This window comes from Streptomyces sp. 8N616, assembly GCF_052246385.1.
GTDB lineage: Bacteria > Actinomycetota > Actinomycetes > Streptomycetales > Streptomycetaceae > Streptomyces.
Genome location: NZ_JBQQBY010000007.1, coordinates 220,565 through 241,616, shown reverse-complemented (window position 1 = coordinate 241,616; position 21,052 = coordinate 220,565). Strand labels below are relative to the sequence as shown.

Genomic DNA, 21,052 nt, shown 5'->3' with positions numbered 1-21,052 from the left:
CCATGGGACTGTTCACAGGACTGCTCACCCTCCCACTCGCTCCGGTGCGCGGAGTCGCGTGGATTGGTCAGCGGATCTATGACGAGGCACGTCGCCAGACCACTGACCCCGCGGTGATCCGCGAACGGCTTGCCGAGGTGTCGGACGCACGGGCCGCCGGGGAGATCAGCGAGGAGGAGGCAGCGCGCCGGGAGAAGGAACTCGTGCGCCGTCTCTTCTCCTCCGGGCCGCCCGGCCCCGGCGTGGGGGCCTGAGCCGTGCCCACGGCTGGTCGCCCCGACGATGCCCGCGCCCGGGCTTCCGACCGCGATTCCGACCGCGCCGACGCCAAGTCGGCCAACAGGCCGGCCAAGCGCTCGACGGACCGTCGGGAGCGGGCGACGACGCGTGAACCGGACCGTTCGGCCCGCCAGTCCGAGCAGGAAACCGCCCCCGCGGAGGGGAAGCGGAAGACCCGGCGCAGGACTCCCGGTCTCACGGCCCGCGAGGCCGCCGCGCACGCCGCACTCCATGTCAAGGGCCTCACCGGACGGCAGCCCGAAGGCGTGACCTCGCTGGAACACGACGAGGGCGGCTGGCGCGTCGGCATCGAGGTGGTGGAGACACACCGGATCCCCGACTCGACCGATGTCCTCGCCGAGTACCAGGTCGAGGTGGACGAGGAGGGAGAACTGCTCTCCTACCACCGCGATCGGCGCTACTACCGCAGCAGGCCGGAGGAGAGCGGCTCATGAGCCAGGACAGCGGATGGAGCGGTCCCAGCCGGCGTATGGGCGATGCGTACGAACCCGCCCGCCGGGAGCCGGCGAACCTCGCCGACATCCTGGAGCGGGTGCTGGACAAGGGCATCGTCATCGCGGGCGACATCCAGATCAATCTCCTGGACATCGAGCTGCTCACCATCAAGATCCGCCTGCTGGTCGCCTCCGTCGACCGGGCGCGGGAGATGGGCATCGACTGGTGGGAGCACGACCCCACGCTCTCGTACGGGAAACGTGACGTCCTGGAGGAGAACGAGCGCCTGCGCCGCAGGATCGGCCAGTTGGAGGCGCACCGGACCGAAGCACTCGAAGGCCGGCACGACTACGCGTACGAGGAGGACGAGGAGGACGAGAAGGGGCCCGAGGCGACGCGCCGACCGCGCGCGCAGCGCCCGGAGCGCGGGGGAGAGACAGAGACATGAGTGAGCCGAACGCCACCTGGGTCTACGCGGTAACCGCAGCGGCCGCGCCGGATCCCCCGCGGGGCCTGGATGACATGACCGGTGTGGCAGGTGATCGAGTGCGCCGGATCGAGAGCGCCGGCCTGTCGGCCGTCGTCGGCTCCGTCCCGCTGTCCGACTTCAGCGAGTCCGCGCTGCGCGAGCACCTGGAGGACCTGCGGTGGCTGGACGAGGCCGCCCGCGCTCACCACCGGGTCATCGACGCCGCGGTCGCCGCCTTCGAAGGCGTCGTCCCGCTGCGCTTCGCGACCGTCTGCCACGACGACGAACGAGTCCGCTCCCTCCTCCAGGAGCGGCGGCAGGACTTCACCGCGGCGCTGGAGCGGGTGACGGGCCGTACGGAATGGGGGGTGAAGGCATACGTCGATCCGCGCACGTTCGCCGCCGGTGCCTCCGGGCCGGACGCCGCGCCCGCCGCCGGGGCCGGCGCATCGCACGACCGGGCCGGAGGCGGAGAGAGCCCAGGAGCGGCCTACCTCCGGCGCCGGAAGGCGGAGCGCAAGAGCCAGGAGACCGCTCACCAGCGGGCCGCGCAACGAGCGCAGGACATCCACACGGCTCTCGGCGCACTGGCCGCGGAATCGGCAGAACACCACCCGCAGGACGCCCGGCTGGCCGGGTACGAGGGCTGGATGGTCCTCAACGGCTCCTACCTCGTTCCTGACGACCGTGCGGAGGATTTCGCCTCCCTCGTCGCGAGCCTGCGGGCGCGCTTCCCGGACGTACGCCTGGAGCTCAGCGGCCCGTGGCCGGCGTACTCGTTCACCGGAACGGAATCGGAAACAGACATGGCGGCCCGCGACGGAACCCGCGAGAGCGAGGTGTGAGCGCTGTGACCGGCGGACCGCCCTCGCGTGCTTCCCCGCAGGCTCTGCGGGGACGCGAGATCGCCCTGGTCGATCTGCTGGACCGGGTGCTCGCGGGGGGCGTCGTGATCAGTGGCGAGATCACGCTGAACATCGCCGACATCGACCTGGTGCGGATATCGCTGCGAGCCCTCGTGGCTTCGGTGCGGGAGGCAGCCGAGGGCGGCGCGGAGACGAGCCGCCCGCTCCCGGGCGGAAACGGCCCCGGGGAGCCGCAGTGACCGAACGTGAGAACCGCCTTACGCCCCGCGAGCGGGAGGCCGAACGCAAGGCCTCCGGAGTTCGCAGGCGTATCGAGGTGGACCCCGAATCGGTGGAGCGCGGCCTTGCCGGGCTGGTGCTCACCATCATCGAACTGCTCCGCCAGCTCATGGAGCGGCAGGCGCTGCGCCGAGTCGAGCAGGGCGGCCTCAGCGATGAGCAGATCGAGGAGCTGGGGCTGACCCTGATGGCCCTGGAGGAGCGTATGGAGGAGCTCCGGGAGCACTTCGGCCTGGATCCCGAGGACCTCAACATCGATCTCGGCCCGCTCGGTCCTCTGCTGCCGCGCGACTGACCACGCCGGGACGCATGCGCAGCCCCCACAGGAGCCTGCGCTTGCAGGATGCTGCCCAGCTGGAAGGCGCGTCCCGCGACTGTGCCTTCCACTCGCAGGGAAGCCGGGCGGTCTCCTGCGTCACGGCCGGCGTCCGGGCCTTCCCCGGTCAGCAGATACAGCAGGGCTTCATGACTCGCAGGTCTCTCTCATGCCGAGGTGTCTTCCACGCTCGGCGCAGAACCTTCGGGTGCATGGCTCAAGGTCTGGGTGACGGTGACGAGGATGGTGACGGGTTCCGGTGGCCCGTGCCGGCTCAGATGGGCGGTGACTGCGGACCGGACCTGCCGACGTACTTCCCGAGCGGTGTCCAGAGCGCGGCGGTCCTCGTGCAGGATGCAGCGCACTTCCACGTGCCAGCCGGGGGCCTCGGGCGAGTGTTCGGCCCGGATGCCGGCCTCTGGGGGCAGGGCAGCGGGCTGCCGGGTTTGGGCGGCGCTGGCCAGCTGGTAACCGAGGCTGGGCTGCAGTCCGACCACGCCCGGGACCGCGAGGGCCGTGCGTGCGGCGGTTTGGTGGATGTCCACCGCGCTGACGATGGTCATCGGGCTTCGCCTTCCTGGGTGGGGGTCCCGCCGGATCCGGGAGGCTGGAGTGGCTCGAGTACGTCCGCGATCTCCAGGTCGATGCCGTTGATGGCCAGCCCGAGGGTCCGCTCCGCGGCGTCGAATACGGCTCGGCGCACTTCGCCGGCCCGGTCGGGCACGGGCCGGTCGAGCGCGACGAACAAGGTGAGCGTGATGTGCACGGCTCTGCCGTCTTCGGCGGGGCGCAGGCGGCAGCTGGCGGCCTGCGAGCCGGGAACGCTATCGGCGGCTCTACGGAGGACCTTCGCCGCTGCGGTCTCGGCGATCTGCAGGTCCTGTGCGGGGTCGTCCAAGGGCAGCATCCGCCCGAGCCGCACTTCGGCGCGGACCGCGTGCATCACCCGTTCGGCGAGGGTCAGTCCGCTGGGCCGCTCCTGGTCGCGCATGGCCCGAGAGGCCTCGTCCAGAGCCGCCAGGCCTTCGACGGCCTGCCTGCAGTACGGGCAGTCGGTGGTGTGCGGGTCCGCAGGGAGGCCCAGATGGCCCATATCGCGGGCCTGCTCCCAGACGACGCGGAGCGGGCGCCCGCAGGGCAGCAGCTGATCGCCGGCGAGCAGCGCGGCGTCGGCGGACTGGCGCGAGTCGGCCGCCTCGGCGGTTGCCTTCTGCGGCCCGTCGCCGGGGGACCCGGCATGCGGATCGTCTAGCGCCATGGACCCATCTCCTTCGTCAGAGAGCGCCGTGCTCGAAAGAGTCTGCCGCGCACGGTCTGCTCGCTGGTGCCCGTCACCTGGGCGATCTCCTCATAGTGCAGGCCGTGCAGTTCCCGCAGCACCCAGCACGCGCGCTGGTCGGGGCTCAGCCTGCCGAGCGCCTCGGCCAGGGCGGTGGTGGCGGCAACGCTCTCGGCGGCGCGTTCGGGTGCGGTGTGCCCGTTCCGGGTCGCGGGCTCGGGGACGGCGTCCAGGGGGACGGTGAGGGTGCGGCTGCGGAGGGTGTTGAGGCAGTGGTTGGTGACGATGCGGTACATCCAGGTGCGGAACTGGGCGTCGCCACGGAACTCCGGCAGTCGGCGCCAAGCGCCGAGGAAGGAGTCCTGCACGGCGTCCTCGGCGTCCGCGATGTTGCCGAGCAGGTGATGGGCCAGCGCGAGCAGCGAAGAGCTGTGGCGGCGGACCAGGACGGCGAAGGCGTCGTCGTCGCCTTCACCGGCCCGTACGGCCAGCAGCCGGTCATCCAGGCTGTTGAGCCTGTCTCCTTCCAGCCTCTTCCCTTCGAGCCCGTCCCCCTCGGCCATGGCTCGGGCAGCCGGCGGCGGGGTCGGTTCGCTGCGCGACCCGTCGGCGTTCCGCGGAGGTGATGGGCGTCCGTTCTGCTTCTGCATCGGCTGCTCACTCTGGCCTGGTCCGGTGGGCCGGGGCCGTGGGCGGCCGGCGACCGCTCTGACGAGGCGCGAATCCCGACCAGGTACTGCAGAACTCATCGTATGTGATCCGCATCACGTCAGAGCGTGAGGATTGCGGCTGGGGTGTGTCCAATTCTTCGACGGGCACCGGGACGGTGTCCGCGCGGATCGCTGAGGAGATCCTCATGACGGACACGACCAGCCGCCCCGCCACGGGCAGGGGCCGCTTGGACGAGGTTGGAAATGAGCTGCAGGGCGGCAGGGGCGCCACCGTCGCACCCGAGAATCGCGGGCGGACCACCATATCGGACAGCGTGGTGGAGAAGATCGCCGCGATGGCCACCCGCGAGGTGTCGGGCATCCACAGTCTCGGGGCGGGGATGGCCCGGGCCATCGGGGCCGTCCGTGACCGGGTACCTGCCGGCCGGCCCGGCCTCACCCGCGGGGTGACGGTCGAGGTGGGCGAGCGCCAGGCGGCCGTGGACCTCGACGTCGTCGTCGAGTACGGCGTCTCCATCGTGGATGTGGCCGGGGACGTCCGCATCAACGTCATCTCGGCTGTGGAGCGTATGACCGGCCTGGAGGTCGTCGAGGTGAACATCGCCGTCGACGACGTTCACCTGCCCGACGAGGAGGGTGAGAAGGAGGAGACCGAAGGCCGCGTGACGTGAGCCCGGCCCCAGGCCGGCCCCCGAGGTCTGTCCTCCAGCGGACGCCGAGGCGCGCGGGGAGACGGACATGAGATGGGTGAGTGAGAGATGAGCACACGAACCGTGGGCCTGCTGGCGGGCATGGCCCTGGGATTCGCCGGCTACTTCGGCGACTTCGAGGCGTTCCTGCTGGTGGCGGGCCTGGGTGCACTGGGCCTGATCGTCGGCAGCTTCCTGCAGGGCGACCTCGTCGTCGGCGACTTCGTTCGCCGCCGGGAGGACGTCGGTCGCAGGGAGTCCAGCAGGGCGTCCAGCAGGGCGTCCAGGCGTTCCCAGAGTGACTTCGGGCCTACCCGGGGCCGGGTGTCATGAGCGCGCATCTCCCTCCTCCGGACCCTTCGGGCGGCCCGCCCGGGGAAGCGAGAGCAAGTGCGCCGCGGCTTCCGCCGCCGGCCGAGCGCGGCGCGACCGTGATCCCGGCCAGGGTGGTGGCCGACATCGCCGCCCGGGCCGCGTACGAGGCCTTGACCCGGCAGGTGGGCCTGCCGCCCGCACGCCGCGGACTCGCGGCACCTCGTTCCTCGGCGGTGGTCCACGACGGATCGGCCCGGCTGGGCCTGACCCTGGACCTGCCCTACCCCGTGGACATCGCCGGAGCCTCCCGACAGATGCAGCGCCGCATCGCCGAGCGGGTGGCTCAGCTGACGGGCATGCGCGTCAGCGAAGTCACCCTCATCGTCCAGCGGCTGGTGCCCGCCGAGAGCCTGGAACGGGGCCGAGTCGCCTGACGACCAGGCGCGGCACCCACCCCACGCAAGGAGGGCCATGAGTCACGAAAAGGCGCCCGTCACGCCGGAACCCGACCCGCCGGGATCCGTCACGCCGGAACCCGACCCGCCGGAACCTGGCAAGCCGGAGCCCGGCCCGCCGCCCCCGCAGCCAGGGCAGGCCGCCTCGGCGACGCGGGACAGGAACCACGAGGCCGCCGAACTGCCCGAGGGCGGCGAGCGCCCGCCGGAGGCTCCGGCGAGGGACGGCGAGCCGCGCCCTTCGCGCCGGCCCTGGTCCCCGCGCCGGATACCGGCCGCGCTCGCCGCGCTGGTGGTGCTGGTGGGCGCCGGGATGCTCCTGGTCGACGTCGTCTCGGTGCGGACCGGAAACGAAGCCGCCGCCTGGCGCAAGGACTTGGCCGATGAGCTGGCAAGCCGTCCGGTGGACGACGTCTGGATGCTCACCGGCGCCGCGGTCGCCGCCGCCCTCGGTCTCTGGCTGATCGTTCTGGCACTCACCCCCGGCTCGCGCAATCTGCTGCCGCTGCACATCCTCGACAGCCGTGGTTCGATGCGCGCCGTTCTGGACCGTCGCGGCGCCGCACAGCTGCTGCGTGACGCCGCCATGCGCGTCCCCGGGGTCAGCCGGGCAAGGGTCCGGGTACGCCGACGCCGCGTCAAGGTCCGCGCGGACGTGCGCTTCCGCGACCTGCACGAGGTTCAGGATGAACTGACGAGCACCCTCAAGCACGAGCAGATCGACCGACTCGCCCTGGCCCCTCTGCCGCGGCTGACGGTCCGCGTGCGGCGGCGCACGACATGACCGGCCTCAGCACAGGGACACCGCCGGGGAACTGGAGGAGACGATGAAGGCCCGGACCACGGTCAACCGGATCCTGCTGGGGCTGGCCGGAGGGGTGTTGCTGGGCGGTGGCCTTCTGGTGCTCGCCGGCGGCCTGGATGTGTATCGGCACTGGAACCTCGCGCCACCCAGCGGCTGGCCGCTGACCTCGCCGCACGACGTCGTGCTCAGCCACGCCGACCGCACCGCCTGGACCGACCAGGGATGGTGGTGGCCCACCTTCATCGCCGGTCTCGTCCTCGTCGTCCTGCTCGCCCTGTGGTGGTTGCTGGCCCTGCTGCGCCAACGCCGCCCGGGCCGGATGCCCGTCGGCGGAACGCCCCCCGAGCAGGGCGTGGAACTGCGCGACCAAGCGCTGGGCGACGCCCTCGCAGCCGAGGCCGGCTCCCTGCCCGGTGTGGAGGAGGCCGCGGCGCGGATGGCAGGCCGGCCCGCCCGCCCCGAGGTCCGGGTCAGACTCACCCTCACCGCCGACGGCGCCCCCGGACTGGTCCTACGGGATCTCTCCCGCGGACCTGTGGAACGTGCCCGCGAGTCCACGGGCTGGGAACAGCTCCCCACGCAGGCGCGCCTGCGGGTTGTCCGCCGTGGGCCGCACCGCGTCGAGTAGCACTCGGCGCGTGCGACACGCCTGGGCACTCGGCGCGTGCGACACGCCTGGGGCGGCGTTCGTCCGCAGACCGCGAACTGGCGGCGCAGACTGTGTCAGTAGTCCACCCGAGGGGTTCCGATGATCTTCATCACTGCCAGGTTCAAGGTCCGTCCCGAGCACGCCGACCGGTGGCCGGAGATCGCCGCCGACTTCACCACCGCCTCGCGCAGTGAGCCGGGCTGCCTGTGGTTCCACTGGTCCCGGAGCATCGAGGACCCGACGGAGTACGTCCTGGTCGAGGCCTTCCGCGACGACGAGGCAGGGGCGGCGCACGTGCAGTCCGAGCACTTCAGGACCGCGCAGCAGACCCTTCCGCCCCATCTTGCCGAGACACCACGGATCGTGAACACCACGATCCAGCAGGACGACTGGTCACTGCTGGGTGAGTTCGCTGTTCCCCGGCAGGATTGAAGCCGTTCCCCGGCAGGACTGACATGGCCTGAAGGGAACCACCGACAACGCCCATACGTCACATCTCCGTGAATCGACGGAGGAACGTCACGTTCGCGGCGGCGGCCCTGGCCTGCACCGCCGCCCTGACCGCCTGCGGCACGGAGACCGGCAGCGGAAAAGTAGGCAGCGCGGCGCCCGTGACCGGTGTCCGCTGGGTGCCGAAGAACGTCACCGTCGACGGCGAGGAGTACACCCCGCCGTCGAAGTCGGGCGCCTATGTGGAGTTCAACCCCGGCAGGACGGACGATGCCGGAGGAAAGTCCGGAGGCAGTACGGGCTGCAATCACCTCGGCGCCGACGTCGAGATCGAGGGCGACACGATCAAGGTCTCCGACATCGCGATGACGGCGAGGGGTTGCCCCGACGGCCTGCAGCAGTTCGAGGAGCGGTTCGTCGAGGTCTTCACGGGCAACCTCAGGGCCAAGGTCTCCGAAGAGGGCAGGACCCTCACCCTGACCCGGGACAACGGCGACAGCATCACCCTCGGTTCGGGGTCACCTCCCTAACGCTCGAGGGCGGCAAGTGAGCGCTCGGCGGTAGCCGGGTCAGAAGACTGTCGGGGGAGACCAGGCCATGCCGAGCAGTGCGGCGACCACGAACGCCCCGGCCCCGGCGACCACGCCCGTAGCAATCTGTGCCGGCGCATCTCTGCCCGAAGGCGGAGGAGGAACTGCGGGCGCGCACCCGGCGCGGCGAACGGGGCGGCTGACTGCATGGGCGGCGCGGCACGGCCCCGATGACCGACTCGGTGTGCCCCTGGCGCTAGAGTGCCATGCTTGTTCGATTTGACGTCCGGCGAAGGGGGAGGGGCCGTGAGCGCCCAACTGAGGGAGACCGCAGGGGAGTTGGCGGCGGTGCTGTGGCGGGAGCACGCCGTCTACCGGGACCGGTCCGGGTGTGTGGTCATACGGGGTGAGCACGTGCAGCGCTGGATCAGCCTGGCCCCCGCCGGAGGCAGGGACGAGATCCTCGTCCGCGCGGGCCGCATCCTCGACGGCGGCACCACCGCCCCGGCGCGTTCGGAGGCTGTTGTGCCGCTCTCCTCCGGAACGGGCGAACTCGCCGCGACCTGCCGCCGCCTCCTCGCCGAGGCCGCTGCCTATGCCGCACCGCTTGCGCCGAGACCGGCAGAGTCCGGTCGGGGCAGGCGGTCCGGGAAGTCCTCGCGATCCGGGCGCAGAAGGAGACGCATGGGCTTCAGCTCCTGGGTGATCGTCGCCTGCGTGGCCGGTGTTGTCGCTCTCTCCGCCTACAGCACGTCGATCGGCGGATAGGCGGGCCTGCCCACAGCCGGCGGCCTGCCGATACGGGATCTGCAGGCCGCCGGTTCACAGGTCAGCGCCCGTCGCGGATCAGCGAACGGACCAATCGGCAGGTGGTGTTGGACGGCGGGTGGATCCCGATTCGGGCCGCGGTGGTGCGTATCGTGCTGTTGGGGGCCTGCTCAGTGCGGTAGACGCCCGTATCGAGCAGGGCGATGGCCAGGCGCATGGCCTTCAGCTTGCGGTTGTGGGACTCGTACCATTCGCGCGGCTGCCCGGTCGGCAGCGGCTTCTTCTTCAACGGCTCAAACGGCTCGATCGTCGGCTTCGTCGTGTGCTTCGTCGTGGGCGGTGGCGTCTGCGGCGTGGTCGGCTTCTTCGCGATTGCGGATACGGCCATCGGCGACCTCCTGGCGCGGTGGTTGGACCCTCACGAACCACCTCTATTTTACTGCCCGGCACCGACAACGGCCCTGGCCAGAGTGGGTCTGACAGTGCCTCGGGGTAGCGTGGGGCGCATGGAGATCTGGATCAATCCGGCCTGCTCGAAGTGCCGCAGTGCGCTCACCCTGCTCGACGCCGAGGGCGCCGGCTACACCGTCCGTCGCTACCTGGAGGACGTCCCCAGTACGGACGAGATCCGCGAGGTGCTCGGCCGCCTCGGCCTCGAGCCGTGGGACATCACGCGCACCCAGGAGGCGGCCGCGAAGGAACTCGGCCTGAAGACCTGGCCGCGCGACGCGGCGTCGCGGGACCGCTGGATCACGGCGCTCGCCGAGCACCCCAAGCTGATTCAGCGCCCCATCATCACCGCGGATGACGGATCTGCGGTGGTGGCGCGCACGGAGGAAGCGGTCAGGGACGCGCTGGCACGCTGAGGAACCGGGCCTGTGCCGGGCAATCCGGCCACAACACCTGGCCTGAGCGGAAGAGTTGTACTGGGCGACTGGTCGATCGCCGCTGGGCCGCGGTTCCGACTCGGAATGCGACCGGGGACGACCACCGTCTGTCCAACGAGTCATCGCAGGATTCCTCGCAGGGTCACGCGCGTCCGGTGGGCTCAGGCCCCGTATCCGCAGCCGAGCCGTTTCCCCTCTCCTGGTGCGGGTACCCCGCGTCCGGTCCGAAGGAAGGGCAGAGGAAGGGCAACTGCCCTGCCGGAGAGTTCTTCCGGAGACCAGGACCGACTGCACGCGGAATGAAGGGTGGTCCGATCTCATGAGTTGGTTTCAGAGGCCGACGATCCAGGCGCCGACACCGGCGGAGAGCGTCGAGGACGCCACGGTCCGGTACCTGATGTACGGGCTTCTGCCCTCATGGTTCGTGCCGGGGCTCGCGGACTGGGTCATGCACCGCCGCACCCGCATCGAGGACACCACGGGGACCAAGGAGTCCCTGATCCACTCGCTGATGATGGCAGAGGTCGGCGGGCCGATCGCGCTCACGCTGCTGTACGAGGTCAATCCGCTGCTGCTGAGCGTGCAGTTGGGGGCGGCAGGGGTGCACGAGGCGACGGCGCTGTGGGACGTACGGACCGCGGTGCGCAGCGACCGCGAGGTGAAGCCGGTGGAGCAGCACATCCACAGCTTCCTTGAAGCGCTGCCCTTCGGTGCGCTGGCGTCGCTGATGTGCCTGCACGCCGATCAGGTGCGGTCGCTGCTGCGCGGGGGCGCGGGCGACCCCTCGGCCTGGCGCCTGGTGCCCCGGCGCCGGCGGCTGCCGGTGCCGTATCTGGCGGGAATCGCCGCCGCGATCGGGGTCGCGGTACTGCTGCCGTACGGCGAGGAACTGCGCCGCTGCCGCCGCGCGGCACGGGCCAAGCCACGCAAGGCACGGGCAATGGCACGGAAGGAGCGTGCGGGGCGGCAGGCTCATGCATGAGCGAACTGTGGCAGCACTTCTGTGCGGTAGAAGTCGAAGAATCCGCGCTGGTCGGGGCCGATCTGGGTCACGTAGACCGTGTCGAAACCGGCATCGGCGAACGTGCGCAGCGCGGCGATGTGCTGGTCCGCATCGTCGCCGCAGGTCATGGCGTTGGCGACCATATCCTGCGTGACCAGCTCGCAGGCTTGCTCGAAGTGGCGTGGCGTGGGGAGGACCTGGCCGAGTTCGCCGGGGAGCAGCATGTTGGGCCACAGCCGCCACGCCGTACGTACCGCTTCCTGCCGGTCGGGCCCCCAGCAGACCTTGAGGCCGCCCTGCACCGGCTTTCCCTTGCCGCCGCTCTTGCGGAACTGGGCGATCAGGTCCTCATCCGGCATCATCGAGATGTAGCCGTCGCCGATGCGGCCTGCGAGCGCGGTGGCAGCCGGGCCGAAGCCTGAGACATCGATCGGTACGGGTTCGTCGGGGAGGGTGTAGAGCCGGGCGTTCTCCACGGTGTAGTGCCGTCCCCGGTGGCTGACCTCCTCACCGGTGAACAGCCTCCGGATGATCGTCACGGCCTCTTCGAGCATCTCCATCCGCACCGAGGCACTCGGCCAGACGTCGCCGAAGATGTGCTCGTTCAGAGCCTCGCCGGTGCCGATGCCGAGCCGGAACCGCCCTTCGAGCATCGCTGCCGAAGTGGCGGCGGCCTGGGCCACGATGGCGGGGTGTGTCCGCAGGCTCGGGCAGGTCACGGCGGTCTCCACCGGGAGTGACACGGCCTGGGACAGACCTCCGATGACCGACCACACGAAAGGGCTGTTGCCCTGGGCGTCGTTCCACGGGTGGTAGTGGTCCGAGATCCACAGTGAATCGAAGCCGGCCTGCTCGGCCATGCGGGCCTGTTCCAGCAGTTCACGAGGGCCGAATTCTTCGCATGCCAGAAAGTATCCGAAGGTGGTCATGTCCTCGCCTCCTGTTGCGACCGAGCTTCCTGAGGACCACGGGTGACCGGGGGAGGAGGGGAGAAACGCGCTGCGGCGGTGTGAGTGGCGCGTAACGGCGGGCTCGGCATGCCGGCGCTCATTTGGGCCCCGGCCGAGGACATCGCATCCGCGTACACGAGGTGCGCACGCTGACCGACCGCCGGGAATGACCGGCGAGTTGGAGCCGGAACGCCGAGGTCAGCGGCTGGTCGGGGCTTCGGTGGGAAGGCCGCAGAGGCGGGCGGCGGAATTCCAGAGATCCTCCTCGCGGACCGGGTCGTAGGACTCGGCTGAGGACGGGGTGATCCTTCCCCGGTCGAGATACGTGCCGCTGCTGCCGGGGCGGGGCCCCACGGCGGCGTGTGCCAGCCGACGGCCGGCCGTTCGCGGGCCCATCGCGAAGGGCGTCGCCCGCAGACCGTGGAGGATCGTGCGGGACAGCGCGCGGGTCACAGGGCCCGCGTCCCGGACCAGTCCGGTTCCGGGCACGTACCCGGGGTTGTAGGTGAACACGTCGACGCCCGGGGGCAGTCGGCGCGCGAGTGCGTGCACCAGGTAGAGCACGGCGAGCTTGCTCGTCGAGTACGCCCGACGGCCCTCCGTGACGGAGTTCGCCCCGGGGCCCGTGGCCGGCCTGGCGAGTTGGGAGACGTCGTCCCACCGCGGGGCGGGGACCATCCCGAGGTTGTGTCTGAGGTCGCCGAAGTGCACATCGCTGCCCACCAGCAGGATCCGGGACGGTGCCTCGAAGCGGCTGAGCAGCAGCCGCAGGAAGAGGTAATTGGCCAGCACGTTGACCCCGAAGGCCATTTCGAAGCCATCGGCTGTGGCCTGCGTCCGGGAGACCAGTTGCAGTCCGGCGTTGCCGAGATAGCCCCTGAGCGGTGGGAGGGTGCCCGCGTCCAGGCGCCGCCCGATCTCCGCCGCTGCCGAGCGGATGTCGTCGAGCGAGGCGAGGTCGCACGCGATGGTGGAGACGTGGGGATTGCCGGTGACTTCGGCCAGCTCCCTCTCGAGCCGACCGCCTTCCCGGTCTCGCACCGTCAGGAGAAGGTGCTGTTCAGGGCGGCTTTGCAGGAGGCGTTCGGCCGCTACCCGGCCGATGCCACGGCTGCCTCCGGTCATCAGGAGGGTGCCGGCGGGCGCGTTCATACAGCTCCAGGTACCTAGTCCCAAGTGGTACTCAGTACCGTACGTTACTCCGTTCACTGACGTCTACACTGGCGGTCATGACCGAACGCCGTCCCCTCCGCGAGCGCAAGCAGCAGCGAGCGAGAGAGCTGATCATCGAGGCGGCGTTCGAGCTGTTCGCCGAGCGCGGGTTCGCCGAGGTGACGGTCGCTCAGATCGCCGACCGCGCCGAGGTCGGGCGCACGACGTTCTTCCGGTACTTCGGGGACAAGCAGGAAGTGGTCTTCGCCGACGAGCAGCGCTTGCTCGACCGGATGGCGGAAGGGCAGGACGCGCACCCGCCGTCGAATCCGCCGGGGCTCAAGGAAGCGCTGGCAGAGATCCGGGAGATCGTGCTCGCGATGTGCCGGGAGGTGACCAGCGATGCGGCACGGTACGTCCTCCACGAGCGGCTGATCGAGCAGAACCCGGAACTGCATGACCGCAGCGAGCGGAAGCTGCAGCGCTTCACCGAGGTGATGGGCGAGATCCTGCGGGCACGGGGCGCGTCGGAGGTCACCTCGGCCATGGCGCCCCACCTCGCACTCGCCTGTTACCGCGCAGGCCGGCGGCTCGCGGGCCCCGACCCTCAAGCGTTGACCGGCTCGGTCGAGTCGGCTTTCGGCGAGCTCGAGGCGCTCGCGTGATCCGGTGTGGAGAGCGGGAGTGGGTCGACGGTTGCCGCCTGGCGGCGGCATCCGGCACCTACCGGCCGTATTCGGTGAGCAGCAGGGCGATGTCGTCGGCGCGGTGTGTGGAGCGCCGGGCGTCCTGCAGGAGCCGGTCGGCGAGTTCGTCCAGCGAGCCCGCACGGGCGTGGGCCAGGGACGCCCGCAGGCGGTCGACCCCTACGTCGATGTCGGTGCCGCGCTCCTCGACCAAGCCGTCCGTGTAGAGGGCGAGGACGGAGCCCGGCGGGAGGCCTGTCCGGGTTCCCGGATAGACACTCGCGCGATCCACACCGAGGAGTGGGCCGACGTCCAGGTCGAGGACGTCCGTCGTTCCGCCGGGACGGCGCAGCAGTGGCGGCGGGTGGCCGGCGCTGACGGCGTACGCGCGGTGGCTGCGGGGCTCGAGGCGGATGTAGCAGCAGCTGGCCAGCAGCCCGGGGTCCAGGTCGATGAGGGTCCGGTTGGCGCCCGCCATCACGTCGCCCGGCGTATGGCCCACCGCCGCGAAGGCCCGTACGGCGCTGCGCAGCTGAACCATGGTGGCCGCGGCGGCGATGCTGTGTCCCTCGACGTCTCCGATGACGAGCGACACTCCGATACCGGTGGGGATGACGTCGTACCAGTCGCCACCGATGTCCATTCCGCTGGTGCCGGGCAGGTAGCGGGCGGCGGTGCGCACGCCCGGGACCACCGGCAGCCGGTGCGGCAGGAACGCCTGCTGCAGGCCGCGGGCGAGGGCGTACTCCGAGTCGTAGAGCCGTGCTCGTTCCAGGGCCTGGGCGATCAGTCCGGCGAGTGCGGTGAGGACGTCGCGGTCCTTCGCCGTGAACCGGTGGACCTCGTCGAAGCCGAGTACGCAGGTGCCGACGGGGCGGCCGGAGGCGATCAGCGGCAGATACGCCCAGGAGCTCGCCTCGCCCGCGGGGGTGCCCGGGTATCCCCGGGCGAGGTCCTGCTGCGACTCGATGAAGAGCGGGGTCCCGGTGGTCAGGGCCTCGGTACCGGGCAGGTGGGCGTGCAGCGGCACGCCCTCCAGCCAGTCGAGGAAGTCCTCGTGGTGGCCGGTGTGGAAGTGCCGGTGCATCGTCCCCTCGCGGACCATGTAGATCGCGAGCTGCTGGCCACCGAAGGCCGGGAGAAGCTGGTCGGCGACGACCTCGCAGACTTCGCGGACGGTGGCGGCCACGGTGAGCGCGCTGCCCAGCTGCAGGACCTGGTACATGACGCCCAGGCGCGCCGGTGCGGCGGCGGGAGGCGCAGCGGATGCCGTCGCGGGTGCCGCGGCGGGAGGCGTGGCAGGGGTCGTGGCGGCCGATGCGGCGGGTGCCGGGGCGGCCGAGGGGGGATGGCCGACGGAGACCACCCGGCCGGTCACCCCGTCCGCCTCCGGATGGAGGGCGAAGGCGAGCCACTGGTCGGGCGGGCGGAAGGCCAGGAAGGAGACCGGCGCCTGCGAGACCATCGCGGACCGGTGCCGGTACTCGATGTCCGGGTCGGACAGCCACGGCAGGACGTCCCAGAGACACTGGCCGAGCAGCTCGTCGCCGCGCACGCCCAGCAGCTGCAGGGCGCTGTGGTTGGCGTAGCCGACCCGCCCGTCCGGGGCGAGAGACAACAGCCCGTCCCGCAGCCGCTCGACCGCGGCGACGGCCGCACTGCCGGCCCGCGGGTCGACGACCGCACCGACCACATGGGCGCGCGCCCGCGCGTCGTCGGCCTCCGGTACGCGGCCCCACAACTCGACGGTCCGGTACACCCCCTCGCCGCCGCCCCCGCCGTCCCCGCTGTCCCGTACGCGCAGGCGCCGCGCGACGATCCGGCCTTCGGCGGCCGCCGCGCGGGCCGCGGCCCGGAAGGCGGCGAGGTCGCCGGGGTGCAGGCGGGCGGCGAGCGTGTCGGCCCGTCCGTCGAAAGCGCGGGGGTCGAGACCGAAGATCGCGCAGAACTCGTCGTCCACGGTGAAGGTGCCGGTGGCGAGGTCCCAGTCGAACAAGCCGACCCGCACGGCTGTCGCCGAGGGAGCCGGGGTCTCGACCGGAACCGTCTGAGGGTCGCACTCCACGGGATCGCCGGTACGGGCGCGGAGGGCGGCGAGCGAGGCGCCGAGCCGGTTGGCGATGGTCCGCAACTGGCGGCGCTGGGCCTTGGACAGCCCTTCGCCGCCCGGTGCCGCCGCCCAGACGATCGCCAGCGCCCCGAAGGTCTCCCCACCCGCGCCCACCGGCACGGAGCAGGAGCCGAAGGCGAACGGCAGAGCCACCGAGAGCTGGGGGAACCGGCGCATCGTCTCGTCGGCGTCGGCCAGGTGAACCGTGCGCCCCGTGCTGTAGGCCGCGGCGACCGGAATGGGACTGCTCACGGGAATGAGGCGCCAGCCGCCCAGCTGGGAGGGCGGCACCCCGCAGGTAGCGGCCAGCACGATCGAGCGGCGGTCGCGGGAGCGGAGAAATACGCTCCCGGCGTGCGCGCCCGTTCCCTTGACGGCCTTGACGACGGCCGCAGCAAGCAGATCCTCGCGCTCCGCCGTCTCGCCGGCGATCACCCCGCGCATACTCCCAGTGTGCGCAGGGTCGACCCGCCGGCCCAACACGGCGACCCGGCGAGATGAGCTCGTCACATCCCGCATTCACCTCTGCATCCTGGCCCGGCGGGGGCGTAGGCCGTATGGCGGCGGTCCTCGCGGCGGGGGACGCGGAGCAGAAGGAGGATTCGGTCAGGGGGTGACTACCGAGACGCACGAGAGAGGCGGAAACCCATGGCGAAGTACCTCTTCAGGGTCAAGTTGACCGTGGATGGCCTGAAGGGCCTGCTCAACGAGGGCGCCACTGCGCGCCGCGAGGTCGTCGAACGCATGGTCCAGAGCCTGGGAGGCCGGCTCGAATCGATGTACTGGGCGTTCGGCGAGGAGGACGTCTACGTCACGGCGGACCTGCCGGGCAACACCTCCGCAGCGGCCATGGGTCTGGTCACGTCGGCGGCCGGTGGCGTCCGCACGAGCACGGTCGTGCTGCTGACGACCGAGGAGATCGACGAGGCGGTCCGCCAGAAGGTGGAGTACCGGGCGCCCGGCACCTGAGCGCCACTCCCCGGAACGACCGGCGAGCGCGCGCGGCCCGTTCGGGCACGGTTCCGGGCAGAGCGGCGCGTACGGGCCCGGCCCTACGGCCACTCCCATAACTTCTCTGCACGTGGATCGTGTACCGACTACCGGAACCGGCGGGGCCGCGGAACGCCTGGAAACCCTCTCGGACGGGGTCTTCGCCATCGCGATGACCCTGCTGGTACTCGACGTGTCGGTGCCGCCCGGGCTGAACAGCGCAGGATTCCACGAAGCCCTCGGCGAGGCCGTCCCCAACCTCGCGGCCTACGCGCTGAGCTTCGCCGTCATCGCACAGTTCTGGCGCGACCACCGCAGGCTCCTCGGCGTCCTTCCCGCACCGGACGGCACCGTCACCGGGCTGACCCTGCTCGGACTCGCCCTCATCGCGCTCCTGCCGTTCCCCACCGCACTGCTGGCCGAATACGGCGACGAGCCCCTGGCCGTGGCCATCTACTCGGGCAGTGTCGCCGGCACGAACGCGGCGCATCTGGCTCTCCTGCTCACCATCCACAGGCGCCTCCCACCGCCGGCTGCGCCGGACACCGTCACGGCGCGGCGCCTCGACGCCGCCGATCTGGGCTCAACCGTGCTCGTCTTCGGCATCGCCGTACCCCTGGCCTTCGCATCTCCCGCCGCGGCCAAGTGGTTCTGGCTCATCCTGGTCCCCGCCAAAGTCGCGATCGACCGCCGGCAACGGCGCGTCACGCCGCGCTCACGGCACGGTCGCTGACCGAGCGGGTGCCGGACCGTCGTCCGCCCACGTCGAGCGGCACACACCCGGTTCCGCCGCCCGAAGGACTCCATGGCAGCGCCCTCGGCCCTTCGTACGGGGGCGCATGTCCGGTCACCGGCGCGTGCAGGCGGACGGGCGCCCGGGCCGATCCGGAGGACGCGGCACCGGCGCGGCGAGCGGACTGCCCAGCGCCGCGGACCCGCGGCGCTGGGCATCGGCGGCGACGCCGGGGACGGGGTCCGACCTGATGGAGGTGGGGATCGCCGGCCGGCGGCCCTGGTGCGCCGTCGTGAGAGGACCGTGCGCGGCGTATGCGAACCTCTTCCGTACGTCTGCCGAGTGCTCCGGACCGAGCGCGGCGTGCAGGCCTTCCGAACGTGCGACCGGCTCGCCGGGCCCGGTGATGCGCCCGCGCCGGGGCCGGTGCGCCCCGTACCCACAACGGCCCGCCCCATGCGGCGGTATCGGCGAGCAGCCCGGCGTCGGCGAGGCAGGCGGAGGGTGGAGAACGCTCCTGCGCGCTCTGTGGATGCCGACCGCGGCCGTGCTTACCTCGTGCTCGCAAGAATTCCGGACCTTCTTGCGGAAGCTCATGCACGAACGCGCAAACAACCCCCCATTTCCTGAACGGGTGTTGGCCGACTGCACGTCGAGTGACAGGAGCACGTGATGGAACTTCCTTTAACGTCAACGGAATCGGCTGTCCGCAGTGAAATCCGGGGCCGCGGACTTCGCTGGCGCACGGCCGTGGTGGTGCTGGCGGGGGCCGGCGCGCTGAGCATGGGGGCGCAGTTGCCGGCCCAGGCCCAGGACGGCGCTGTGTGGGACCGCCTGGCCATGTGCGAGAGCGGGGGCAACTGGCAGGCCGACACCGGCAATGGCTACTCGGGAGGGCTGCAGTTCTCCGACGCCACCTGGCGCGCGTACGGCGGTGGGGCGTACGCGCCTCGGGCGGCACAGGCGACCCGGGCGCAGCAGATCAGCGTGGCGGAGCGGACCCTGGCCGGGCAGGGGTGGGGTGCCTGGCCTGCGTGCTCGGCGTCGCTGGGCCTGCGGTCGCCGGCGCCGCGCACTGCCGCGCCGGCACGGCCGGAGCCGGCGGCCCGGAACCCTGTCGCGGTGCGGCCCCAGCGCTCGCAGGCTGATCAAGAGCGGTACGGCACCGGGCCCGCGCAGCGGAAGGGCCGGGCCTATGTCGTGAAGCCGGGGGACACCCTCAGCGGAATCGCGCTCGCGCACGGAGTGAACTGGAGGCACATCTACCGGCTCAACCACCAGGCCATCGGCGGCAATCCGAACCTCATCTTCCCGGGAGTGCGCCTCGACGTGAGGTAGCCCGACCCCGCGTGGCCGAGTCGTGAGGCGCAGGCGCTTGCAGGAGCGCCTGCGCCTCGCGTTCGCGTACGGCACGGTGTCCTTTCTCATGTCCCGGCGCCGGGACCTGGGGCGTCGTCCTGGTCGAAAACAGCGATCATCTTGAGCAGTTGCTTGCGCATCGCGGGCGTCATCGCGCCTGCCCGCATCGCGATCGTCCGCACCTGGTGATCGGCGAGCCGCTGCCGCAACAGTTCGTCCTCGGGGTCCTCCTGTGCGACCAGCCACTGCACCGTGATGGGCGGCGATCCCGGTTCGCGGTGGTCGTCGAAGAACTTCGCAAGACCCTCCAGCACGCTCAACGTCGGGTTCGTGTGCGACCCGTTGCGCAGCATCGCCAGGTAACTCCGCGACAGCGTCGCCGGATGCGACGGGTCTGCGGTGACCGCCTTGGCCACTTCGGCGGTCGAGTACTCCCGCTGGCGGCCATGGGCATCGGTCCACCGCACCATGGCGAACAGCGCGTTCAACCGCTCGGCCAGCGACCGCCCATGACCCTGGCCGTCGTCTGCCACTATGCCCACGCTCCCCGCACCGGATCACCCCGTCGTGTCTTCAGGATGATGCATCTGCCCACTGTGCTCGTTCTGTTGGACAGTATCCACTCCAACTTGACCTCACACGCGACCAGGTGCCAATATGTTGGACACATCGCCAGTGATGAAGTCCGTACGAGGTCAACCGGCTCACACACGTCAGTGCGCCGCGACCGGAGCGGGACGGGACGGGGGTTCGGCCCGCTCCGGCGAACGGGAGGCAGGTGCCGTCCCGACGGCGCGGAGGTCAGAGGGTCCCCGCAGGAAGCCCTCATGCCGCAGCCGCAGTTGATGTGACCGGTGGTGGGCTGCCGTACTGGCCGGAAAAGCGTTTGACGCCCGCCGGCGTCCGGCGATCGGATGGCGCCCTATGAGGACAGGGCAGATGCATCCCGGCCTGCACCCCATCGACGACGACCTCGTACGGCGGCTGATCGCCGGGCAGTTCCCGCAGTGGGCGGGCCCGGCGGTGGAGCGGTTTCCGTCCGGCGGCACGGTCAACGCCATGTACCGGCTGGGCGACGGCATGGTCGTACGGCTGCCGCTGGTGAAGGGCGGAGCCAAGGACGTATCGATGGAGCAGGAGTGGCTGCCCCGCCTCGCGCCCCGGCTGCCCACGGCCATCCCCGAGGTGCTCGGGGCCGGGGAGCCCGCCGAGGGATATCCGTGGCCGTGGTCGGTGTACCGGTGGCTGGAGGGGGAGAACCCCGAGGCGGGGGCGCTGAGTGAGCCCCTGCTGCTGGCCGAGGATCTGGCCGGGTTCGTGGCGGCGATGCGGAGCATCACCCTGCCGGGTGCGCCGGAGGCCTACCGCGGCGGGCCCCTCGCCTCGCTCGACGCGTCGACCCGGGCGGCGATCGAGGAACTGCGCGGGATCCCGCAGGAGGGCGTCGACTGCGATGCCGCGGCCGCCGTATGGGAGGACGCGCTGCGGGCCCCGGGCTGGGACGGGCCGCCGGTGTGGCTGCATGCCGATCTGATGCCGGGCAATCTGCTGGTGGACGGGGGCAGGCTGACCTCGGTGATCGACTTCGGGTGCATGGGCGTGGGCGATCCGGCCTGCGATCTGTTCCCGGCGTGGAATCTGCTGCCGGCTGACGCAAGGGAGGTCTTCCGCGAGGCGCTCGGCGTGGACGACGCGACCTGGAACCGCGGCCGGGGGCGGACGCTCTCGCAGGCGCTGATCGCGCTGCCGTACTACCGGAGGACGAACCCGGCGATGGCGCACAACGCCCGGCACGTGATCCGGGCGGTGCTGGGAGAGGGCTGAGGCCTCCTGGTACGACAACCCGCAGTTCGGCGCCGCGCTCGCATTCGGGCTGTTGGAACCGCGACCGGCGCAGCGGATTGTA

28 protein-coding genes and 1 pseudogene are annotated in these 21,052 nt (G+C 71.3%); 21 read left to right on the top strand and 8 right to left on the bottom strand.

Annotated features, from left to right (window positions below; genetic code table 11):
• The first annotated feature begins 2 nt into the window (after nt 1-2).
• From ccmI to ACTWQC_RS09180, 6 genes are all read left to right on the top strand, one after another.
• Nucleotides 3-254, top strand: coding sequence for a c-type cytochrome biogenesis protein CcmI (gene ccmI / locus ACTWQC_RS09205; RefSeq protein WP_443315075.1), 252 nt, complete (start codon nt 3-5; stop codon nt 252-254).
• 3 nt (nt 255-257) lie between these two features.
• The gene (gvpO, locus tag ACTWQC_RS09200) at nt 258-734 is read left to right on the top strand and encodes a gas vesicle protein GvpO (protein ID WP_443315074.1); all 477 of its coding nucleotides are present in this window, start codon (nt 258-260) and stop codon (nt 732-734) included.
• The gene (locus tag ACTWQC_RS09195) at nt 731-1,183 is read left to right on the top strand and encodes a gas vesicle protein (RefSeq protein WP_443315073.1); all 453 of its coding nucleotides are present in this window, start codon (nt 731-733) and stop codon (nt 1,181-1,183) included. Before gvpO ends, ACTWQC_RS09195 begins: the two co-directional genes overlap by 4 nt.
• Nucleotides 1,180-2,049: a GvpL/GvpF family gas vesicle protein gene (locus tag ACTWQC_RS09190; RefSeq protein ID WP_443315072.1), complete on the top strand. Its 870-nt coding sequence runs from the start codon at nt 1,180-1,182 to the stop codon at nt 2,047-2,049. The genes ACTWQC_RS09195 and ACTWQC_RS09190 overlap by 4 nt, the downstream gene beginning before the upstream one ends.
• Nucleotides 2,046-2,309 carry a gas vesicle protein gene (locus ACTWQC_RS09185; RefSeq protein ID WP_443315071.1) on the top strand — a complete coding sequence of 88 codons (264 nt, stop codon included), beginning with the start codon at nt 2,046-2,048 and terminating at the stop codon, nt 2,307-2,309. The genes ACTWQC_RS09190 and ACTWQC_RS09185 overlap by 4 nt, the downstream gene beginning before the upstream one ends.
• 71 nt (nt 2,310-2,380) lie before the next feature.
• The gene (locus ACTWQC_RS09180; protein ID WP_443315104.1) at nt 2,381-2,644 is read left to right on the top strand and encodes a gas vesicle protein K; all 264 of its coding nucleotides are present in this window, start codon (nt 2,381-2,383) and stop codon (nt 2,642-2,644) included.
• 188 nt (nt 2,645-2,832) lie between these two features.
• Here ACTWQC_RS09180 and ACTWQC_RS09175 read toward each other — a convergent pair whose 3' ends face one another.
• From ACTWQC_RS09175 to ACTWQC_RS09165, 3 genes are read right to left on the bottom strand one after another with little or no spacing between them, the layout of a single operon-like run.
• Entirely contained in the window at nt 2,833-3,228 is a 396-nt protein-coding gene (locus ACTWQC_RS09175) for a hypothetical protein (RefSeq protein ID WP_443315070.1), read from the bottom strand.
• Entirely contained in the window at nt 3,225-3,923 is a 699-nt protein-coding gene (locus ACTWQC_RS09170) for a hypothetical protein (RefSeq protein ID WP_443315069.1), read from the bottom strand. Before ACTWQC_RS09170 ends, ACTWQC_RS09175 begins: the two co-directional genes overlap by 4 nt.
• Nucleotides 3,914-4,507 (bottom strand): RNA polymerase sigma factor, encoded by a 594-nt coding sequence (locus ACTWQC_RS09165; RefSeq protein ID WP_443315068.1) that lies wholly within the window; start codon nt 4,505-4,507, stop codon nt 3,914-3,916. Before ACTWQC_RS09165 ends, ACTWQC_RS09170 begins: the two co-directional genes overlap by 10 nt.
• Before the next feature lie 293 nt (nt 4,508-4,800).
• Here ACTWQC_RS09165 and ACTWQC_RS09160 point away from each other — a divergent pair, with 293 nt between their 5' ends.
• The 8 genes and pseudogenes from ACTWQC_RS09160 to ACTWQC_RS09125 all read left to right on the top strand — a co-directional run bounded on the left by ACTWQC_RS09160 (nt 4,801) and on the right by ACTWQC_RS09125 (nt 9,276).
• Nucleotides 4,801-5,286, top strand: coding sequence for an Asp23/Gls24 family envelope stress response protein (locus ACTWQC_RS09160; RefSeq protein WP_443315067.1), 486 nt, complete (start codon nt 4,801-4,803; stop codon nt 5,284-5,286).
• 87 nt (nt 5,287-5,373) lie between these two features.
• Nucleotides 5,374-5,559, top strand: a pseudogene (locus ACTWQC_RS09155) (hypothetical protein); the annotation flags it as partial.
• 176 nt (nt 5,560-5,735) lie between these two features.
• Complete coding sequence (locus tag ACTWQC_RS09150; protein WP_443315066.1) at nt 5,736-6,053, top strand: Asp23/Gls24 family envelope stress response protein; 318 nt, start codon at nt 5,736-5,738, stop codon at nt 6,051-6,053.
• Nucleotides 6,054-6,090: 37 nt separating this feature from the next.
• A complete protein-coding gene (locus ACTWQC_RS09145) occupies nt 6,091-6,858 on the top strand; it encodes a DUF6286 domain-containing protein (protein WP_443315065.1) in 768 nt (255 codons plus the stop codon).
• Between the two features lie 43 nt (nt 6,859-6,901).
• Entirely contained in the window at nt 6,902-7,507 is a 606-nt protein-coding gene (locus ACTWQC_RS09140; RefSeq protein WP_443315064.1) for an alkaline shock response membrane anchor protein AmaP, read from the top strand.
• 120 nt (nt 7,508-7,627) lie between these two features.
• Nucleotides 7,628-7,960 (top strand): putative quinol monooxygenase, encoded by a 333-nt coding sequence (locus ACTWQC_RS09135; RefSeq protein WP_443315063.1) that lies wholly within the window; start codon nt 7,628-7,630, stop codon nt 7,958-7,960.
• A gap of 68 nt (nt 7,961-8,028) precedes the next feature.
• Entirely contained in the window at nt 8,029-8,508 is a 480-nt protein-coding gene (locus tag ACTWQC_RS09130; RefSeq protein ID WP_443315062.1) for an META domain-containing protein, read from the top strand.
• Between the two features lie 306 nt (nt 8,509-8,814).
• Complete coding sequence (locus ACTWQC_RS09125; protein WP_443315061.1) at nt 8,815-9,276, top strand: hypothetical protein; 462 nt, start codon at nt 8,815-8,817, stop codon at nt 9,274-9,276.
• A 61-nt stretch (nt 9,277-9,337) separates the two neighbouring features.
• Here ACTWQC_RS09125 and ACTWQC_RS09120 read toward each other — a convergent pair whose 3' ends face one another.
• Complete coding sequence (locus ACTWQC_RS09120; RefSeq protein WP_443315060.1) at nt 9,338-9,664, bottom strand: hypothetical protein; 327 nt, start codon at nt 9,662-9,664, stop codon at nt 9,338-9,340.
• 118 nt (nt 9,665-9,782) lie between these two features.
• On the opposite strand from ACTWQC_RS09120, the gene ACTWQC_RS09115 reads away from it, so the two are divergent.
• On the top strand, nt 9,783-10,142 hold the full coding sequence (locus ACTWQC_RS09115) for an arsenate reductase family protein (RefSeq protein ID WP_443315059.1): 360 nt from the start codon (nt 9,783-9,785) through the stop codon (nt 10,140-10,142).
• 340 nt (nt 10,143-10,482) lie between these two features.
• The gene (locus ACTWQC_RS09110; protein ID WP_443315058.1) at nt 10,483-11,145 is read left to right on the top strand and encodes a diguanylate cyclase; all 663 of its coding nucleotides are present in this window, start codon (nt 10,483-10,485) and stop codon (nt 11,143-11,145) included.
• On the opposite strand, the gene ACTWQC_RS09105 is transcribed toward ACTWQC_RS09110, so the two are convergent.
• Together ACTWQC_RS09105 and ACTWQC_RS09100 are read right to left on the bottom strand one after the other, a co-directional pair.
• The gene (locus ACTWQC_RS09105; protein WP_443315057.1) at nt 11,136-12,095 is read right to left on the bottom strand and encodes an LLM class F420-dependent oxidoreductase; all 960 of its coding nucleotides are present in this window, start codon (nt 12,093-12,095) and stop codon (nt 11,136-11,138) included. The two genes, ACTWQC_RS09110 and ACTWQC_RS09105, sit on opposite strands and share 10 nt — an antisense overlap.
• Before the next feature lie 219 nt (nt 12,096-12,314).
• Nucleotides 12,315-13,268, bottom strand: coding sequence for an SDR family NAD(P)-dependent oxidoreductase (locus ACTWQC_RS09100; RefSeq protein ID WP_443315056.1), 954 nt, complete (start codon nt 13,266-13,268; stop codon nt 12,315-12,317).
• 77 nt (nt 13,269-13,345) lie between these two features.
• Between ACTWQC_RS09100 and ACTWQC_RS09095 the strand changes: the two genes are divergently transcribed.
• Nucleotides 13,346-13,933: a TetR/AcrR family transcriptional regulator gene (locus ACTWQC_RS09095; RefSeq protein WP_443315055.1), complete on the top strand. Its 588-nt coding sequence runs from the start codon at nt 13,346-13,348 to the stop codon at nt 13,931-13,933.
• A gap of 58 nt (nt 13,934-13,991) precedes the next feature.
• Here the strand turns inward: ACTWQC_RS09095 and ACTWQC_RS09090 are convergent, their stop codons facing one another.
• Entirely contained in the window at nt 13,992-16,508 is a 2,517-nt protein-coding gene (locus tag ACTWQC_RS09090; RefSeq protein ID WP_443315054.1) for a SpoIIE family protein phosphatase, read from the bottom strand.
• 204 nt (nt 16,509-16,712) lie between these two features.
• On the opposite strand from ACTWQC_RS09090, the gene ACTWQC_RS09085 reads away from it, so the two are divergent.
• The 3 genes from ACTWQC_RS09085 to ACTWQC_RS09075 all read left to right on the top strand — a co-directional run bounded on the left by ACTWQC_RS09085 (nt 16,713) and on the right by ACTWQC_RS09075 (nt 19,125).
• On the top strand, nt 16,713-17,033 hold the full coding sequence (locus tag ACTWQC_RS09085; protein ID WP_443315053.1) for a GYD domain-containing protein: 321 nt from the start codon (nt 16,713-16,715) through the stop codon (nt 17,031-17,033).
• Nucleotides 17,034-17,145: 112 nt separating this feature from the next.
• Nucleotides 17,146-17,787, top strand: a complete 642-nt coding sequence (locus tag ACTWQC_RS09080; protein WP_443315052.1) for a TMEM175 family protein — start codon at nt 17,146-17,148, stop codon at nt 17,785-17,787.
• Between the two features lie 672 nt (nt 17,788-18,459).
• Nucleotides 18,460-19,125 (top strand): LysM peptidoglycan-binding domain-containing protein, encoded by a 666-nt coding sequence (locus ACTWQC_RS09075; RefSeq protein WP_443315051.1) that lies wholly within the window; start codon nt 18,460-18,462, stop codon nt 19,123-19,125.
• An 86-nt stretch (nt 19,126-19,211) separates the two neighbouring features.
• On the opposite strand, the gene ACTWQC_RS09070 is transcribed toward ACTWQC_RS09075, so the two are convergent.
• Complete coding sequence (locus ACTWQC_RS09070; protein WP_443315050.1) at nt 19,212-19,679, bottom strand: hypothetical protein; 468 nt, start codon at nt 19,677-19,679, stop codon at nt 19,212-19,214.
• 391 nt (nt 19,680-20,070) lie between these two features.
• Here ACTWQC_RS09070 and ACTWQC_RS09065 point away from each other — a divergent pair, with 391 nt between their 5' ends.
• Complete coding sequence (locus tag ACTWQC_RS09065; RefSeq protein WP_443315049.1) at nt 20,071-20,970, top strand: aminoglycoside phosphotransferase family protein; 900 nt, start codon at nt 20,071-20,073, stop codon at nt 20,968-20,970.
• Nucleotides 20,971-21,052: the final 82 nt, after the last annotated feature.

Coding starts and splice junctions, on each gene's coding strand:
- ccmI (WP_443315075.1), top strand. CDS start 3: ATGGGACTGTTCACAGGACTGCTCACCCTCCCACTCGCTCCGGTGCGC.
- ACTWQC_RS09195 (WP_443315073.1), top strand. CDS start 731: ATGAGCCAGGACAGCGGATGGAGCGGTCCCAGCCGGCGTATGGGCGAT.
- ACTWQC_RS09190 (WP_443315072.1), top strand. CDS start 1,180: ATGAGTGAGCCGAACGCCACCTGGGTCTACGCGGTAACCGCAGCGGCC.
- ACTWQC_RS09175 (WP_443315070.1), bottom strand. CDS start 3,228: ATGACCATCGTCAGCGCGGTGGACATCCACCAAACCGCCGCACGCACG.
- ACTWQC_RS09170 (WP_443315069.1), bottom strand. CDS start 3,923: ATGGCGCTAGACGATCCGCATGCCGGGTCCCCCGGCGACGGGCCGCAG.
- ACTWQC_RS09165 (WP_443315068.1), bottom strand. CDS start 4,507: ATGGCCGAGGGGGACGGGCTCGAAGGGAAGAGGCTGGAAGGAGACAGG.
- ACTWQC_RS09160 (WP_443315067.1), top strand. CDS start 4,801: ATGACGGACACGACCAGCCGCCCCGCCACGGGCAGGGGCCGCTTGGAC.
- ACTWQC_RS09145 (WP_443315065.1), top strand. CDS start 6,091: ATGAGTCACGAAAAGGCGCCCGTCACGCCGGAACCCGACCCGCCGGGA.
- ACTWQC_RS09140 (WP_443315064.1), top strand. CDS start 6,902: ATGAAGGCCCGGACCACGGTCAACCGGATCCTGCTGGGGCTGGCCGGA.
- ACTWQC_RS09135 (WP_443315063.1), top strand. CDS start 7,628: ATGATCTTCATCACTGCCAGGTTCAAGGTCCGTCCCGAGCACGCCGAC.
- ACTWQC_RS09120 (WP_443315060.1), bottom strand. CDS start 9,664: ATGGCCGTATCCGCAATCGCGAAGAAGCCGACCACGCCGCAGACGCCA.
- ACTWQC_RS09115 (WP_443315059.1), top strand. CDS start 9,783: ATGGAGATCTGGATCAATCCGGCCTGCTCGAAGTGCCGCAGTGCGCTC.
- ACTWQC_RS09110 (WP_443315058.1), top strand. CDS start 10,483: ATGAGTTGGTTTCAGAGGCCGACGATCCAGGCGCCGACACCGGCGGAG.
- ACTWQC_RS09105 (WP_443315057.1), bottom strand. CDS start 12,095: ATGACCACCTTCGGATACTTTCTGGCATGCGAAGAATTCGGCCCTCGT.
- ACTWQC_RS09100 (WP_443315056.1), bottom strand. CDS start 13,268: ATGAACGCGCCCGCCGGCACCCTCCTGATGACCGGAGGCAGCCGTGGC.
- ACTWQC_RS09095 (WP_443315055.1), top strand. CDS start 13,346: ATGACCGAACGCCGTCCCCTCCGCGAGCGCAAGCAGCAGCGAGCGAGA.
- ACTWQC_RS09090 (WP_443315054.1), bottom strand. CDS start 16,508: ATGCGCGGGGTGATCGCCGGCGAGACGGCGGAGCGCGAGGATCTGCTT.
- ACTWQC_RS09085 (WP_443315053.1), top strand. CDS start 16,713: ATGGCGAAGTACCTCTTCAGGGTCAAGTTGACCGTGGATGGCCTGAAG.
- ACTWQC_RS09075 (WP_443315051.1), top strand. CDS start 18,460: ATGGAACTTCCTTTAACGTCAACGGAATCGGCTGTCCGCAGTGAAATC.
- ACTWQC_RS09065 (WP_443315049.1), top strand. CDS start 20,071: ATGAGGACAGGGCAGATGCATCCCGGCCTGCACCCCATCGACGACGAC.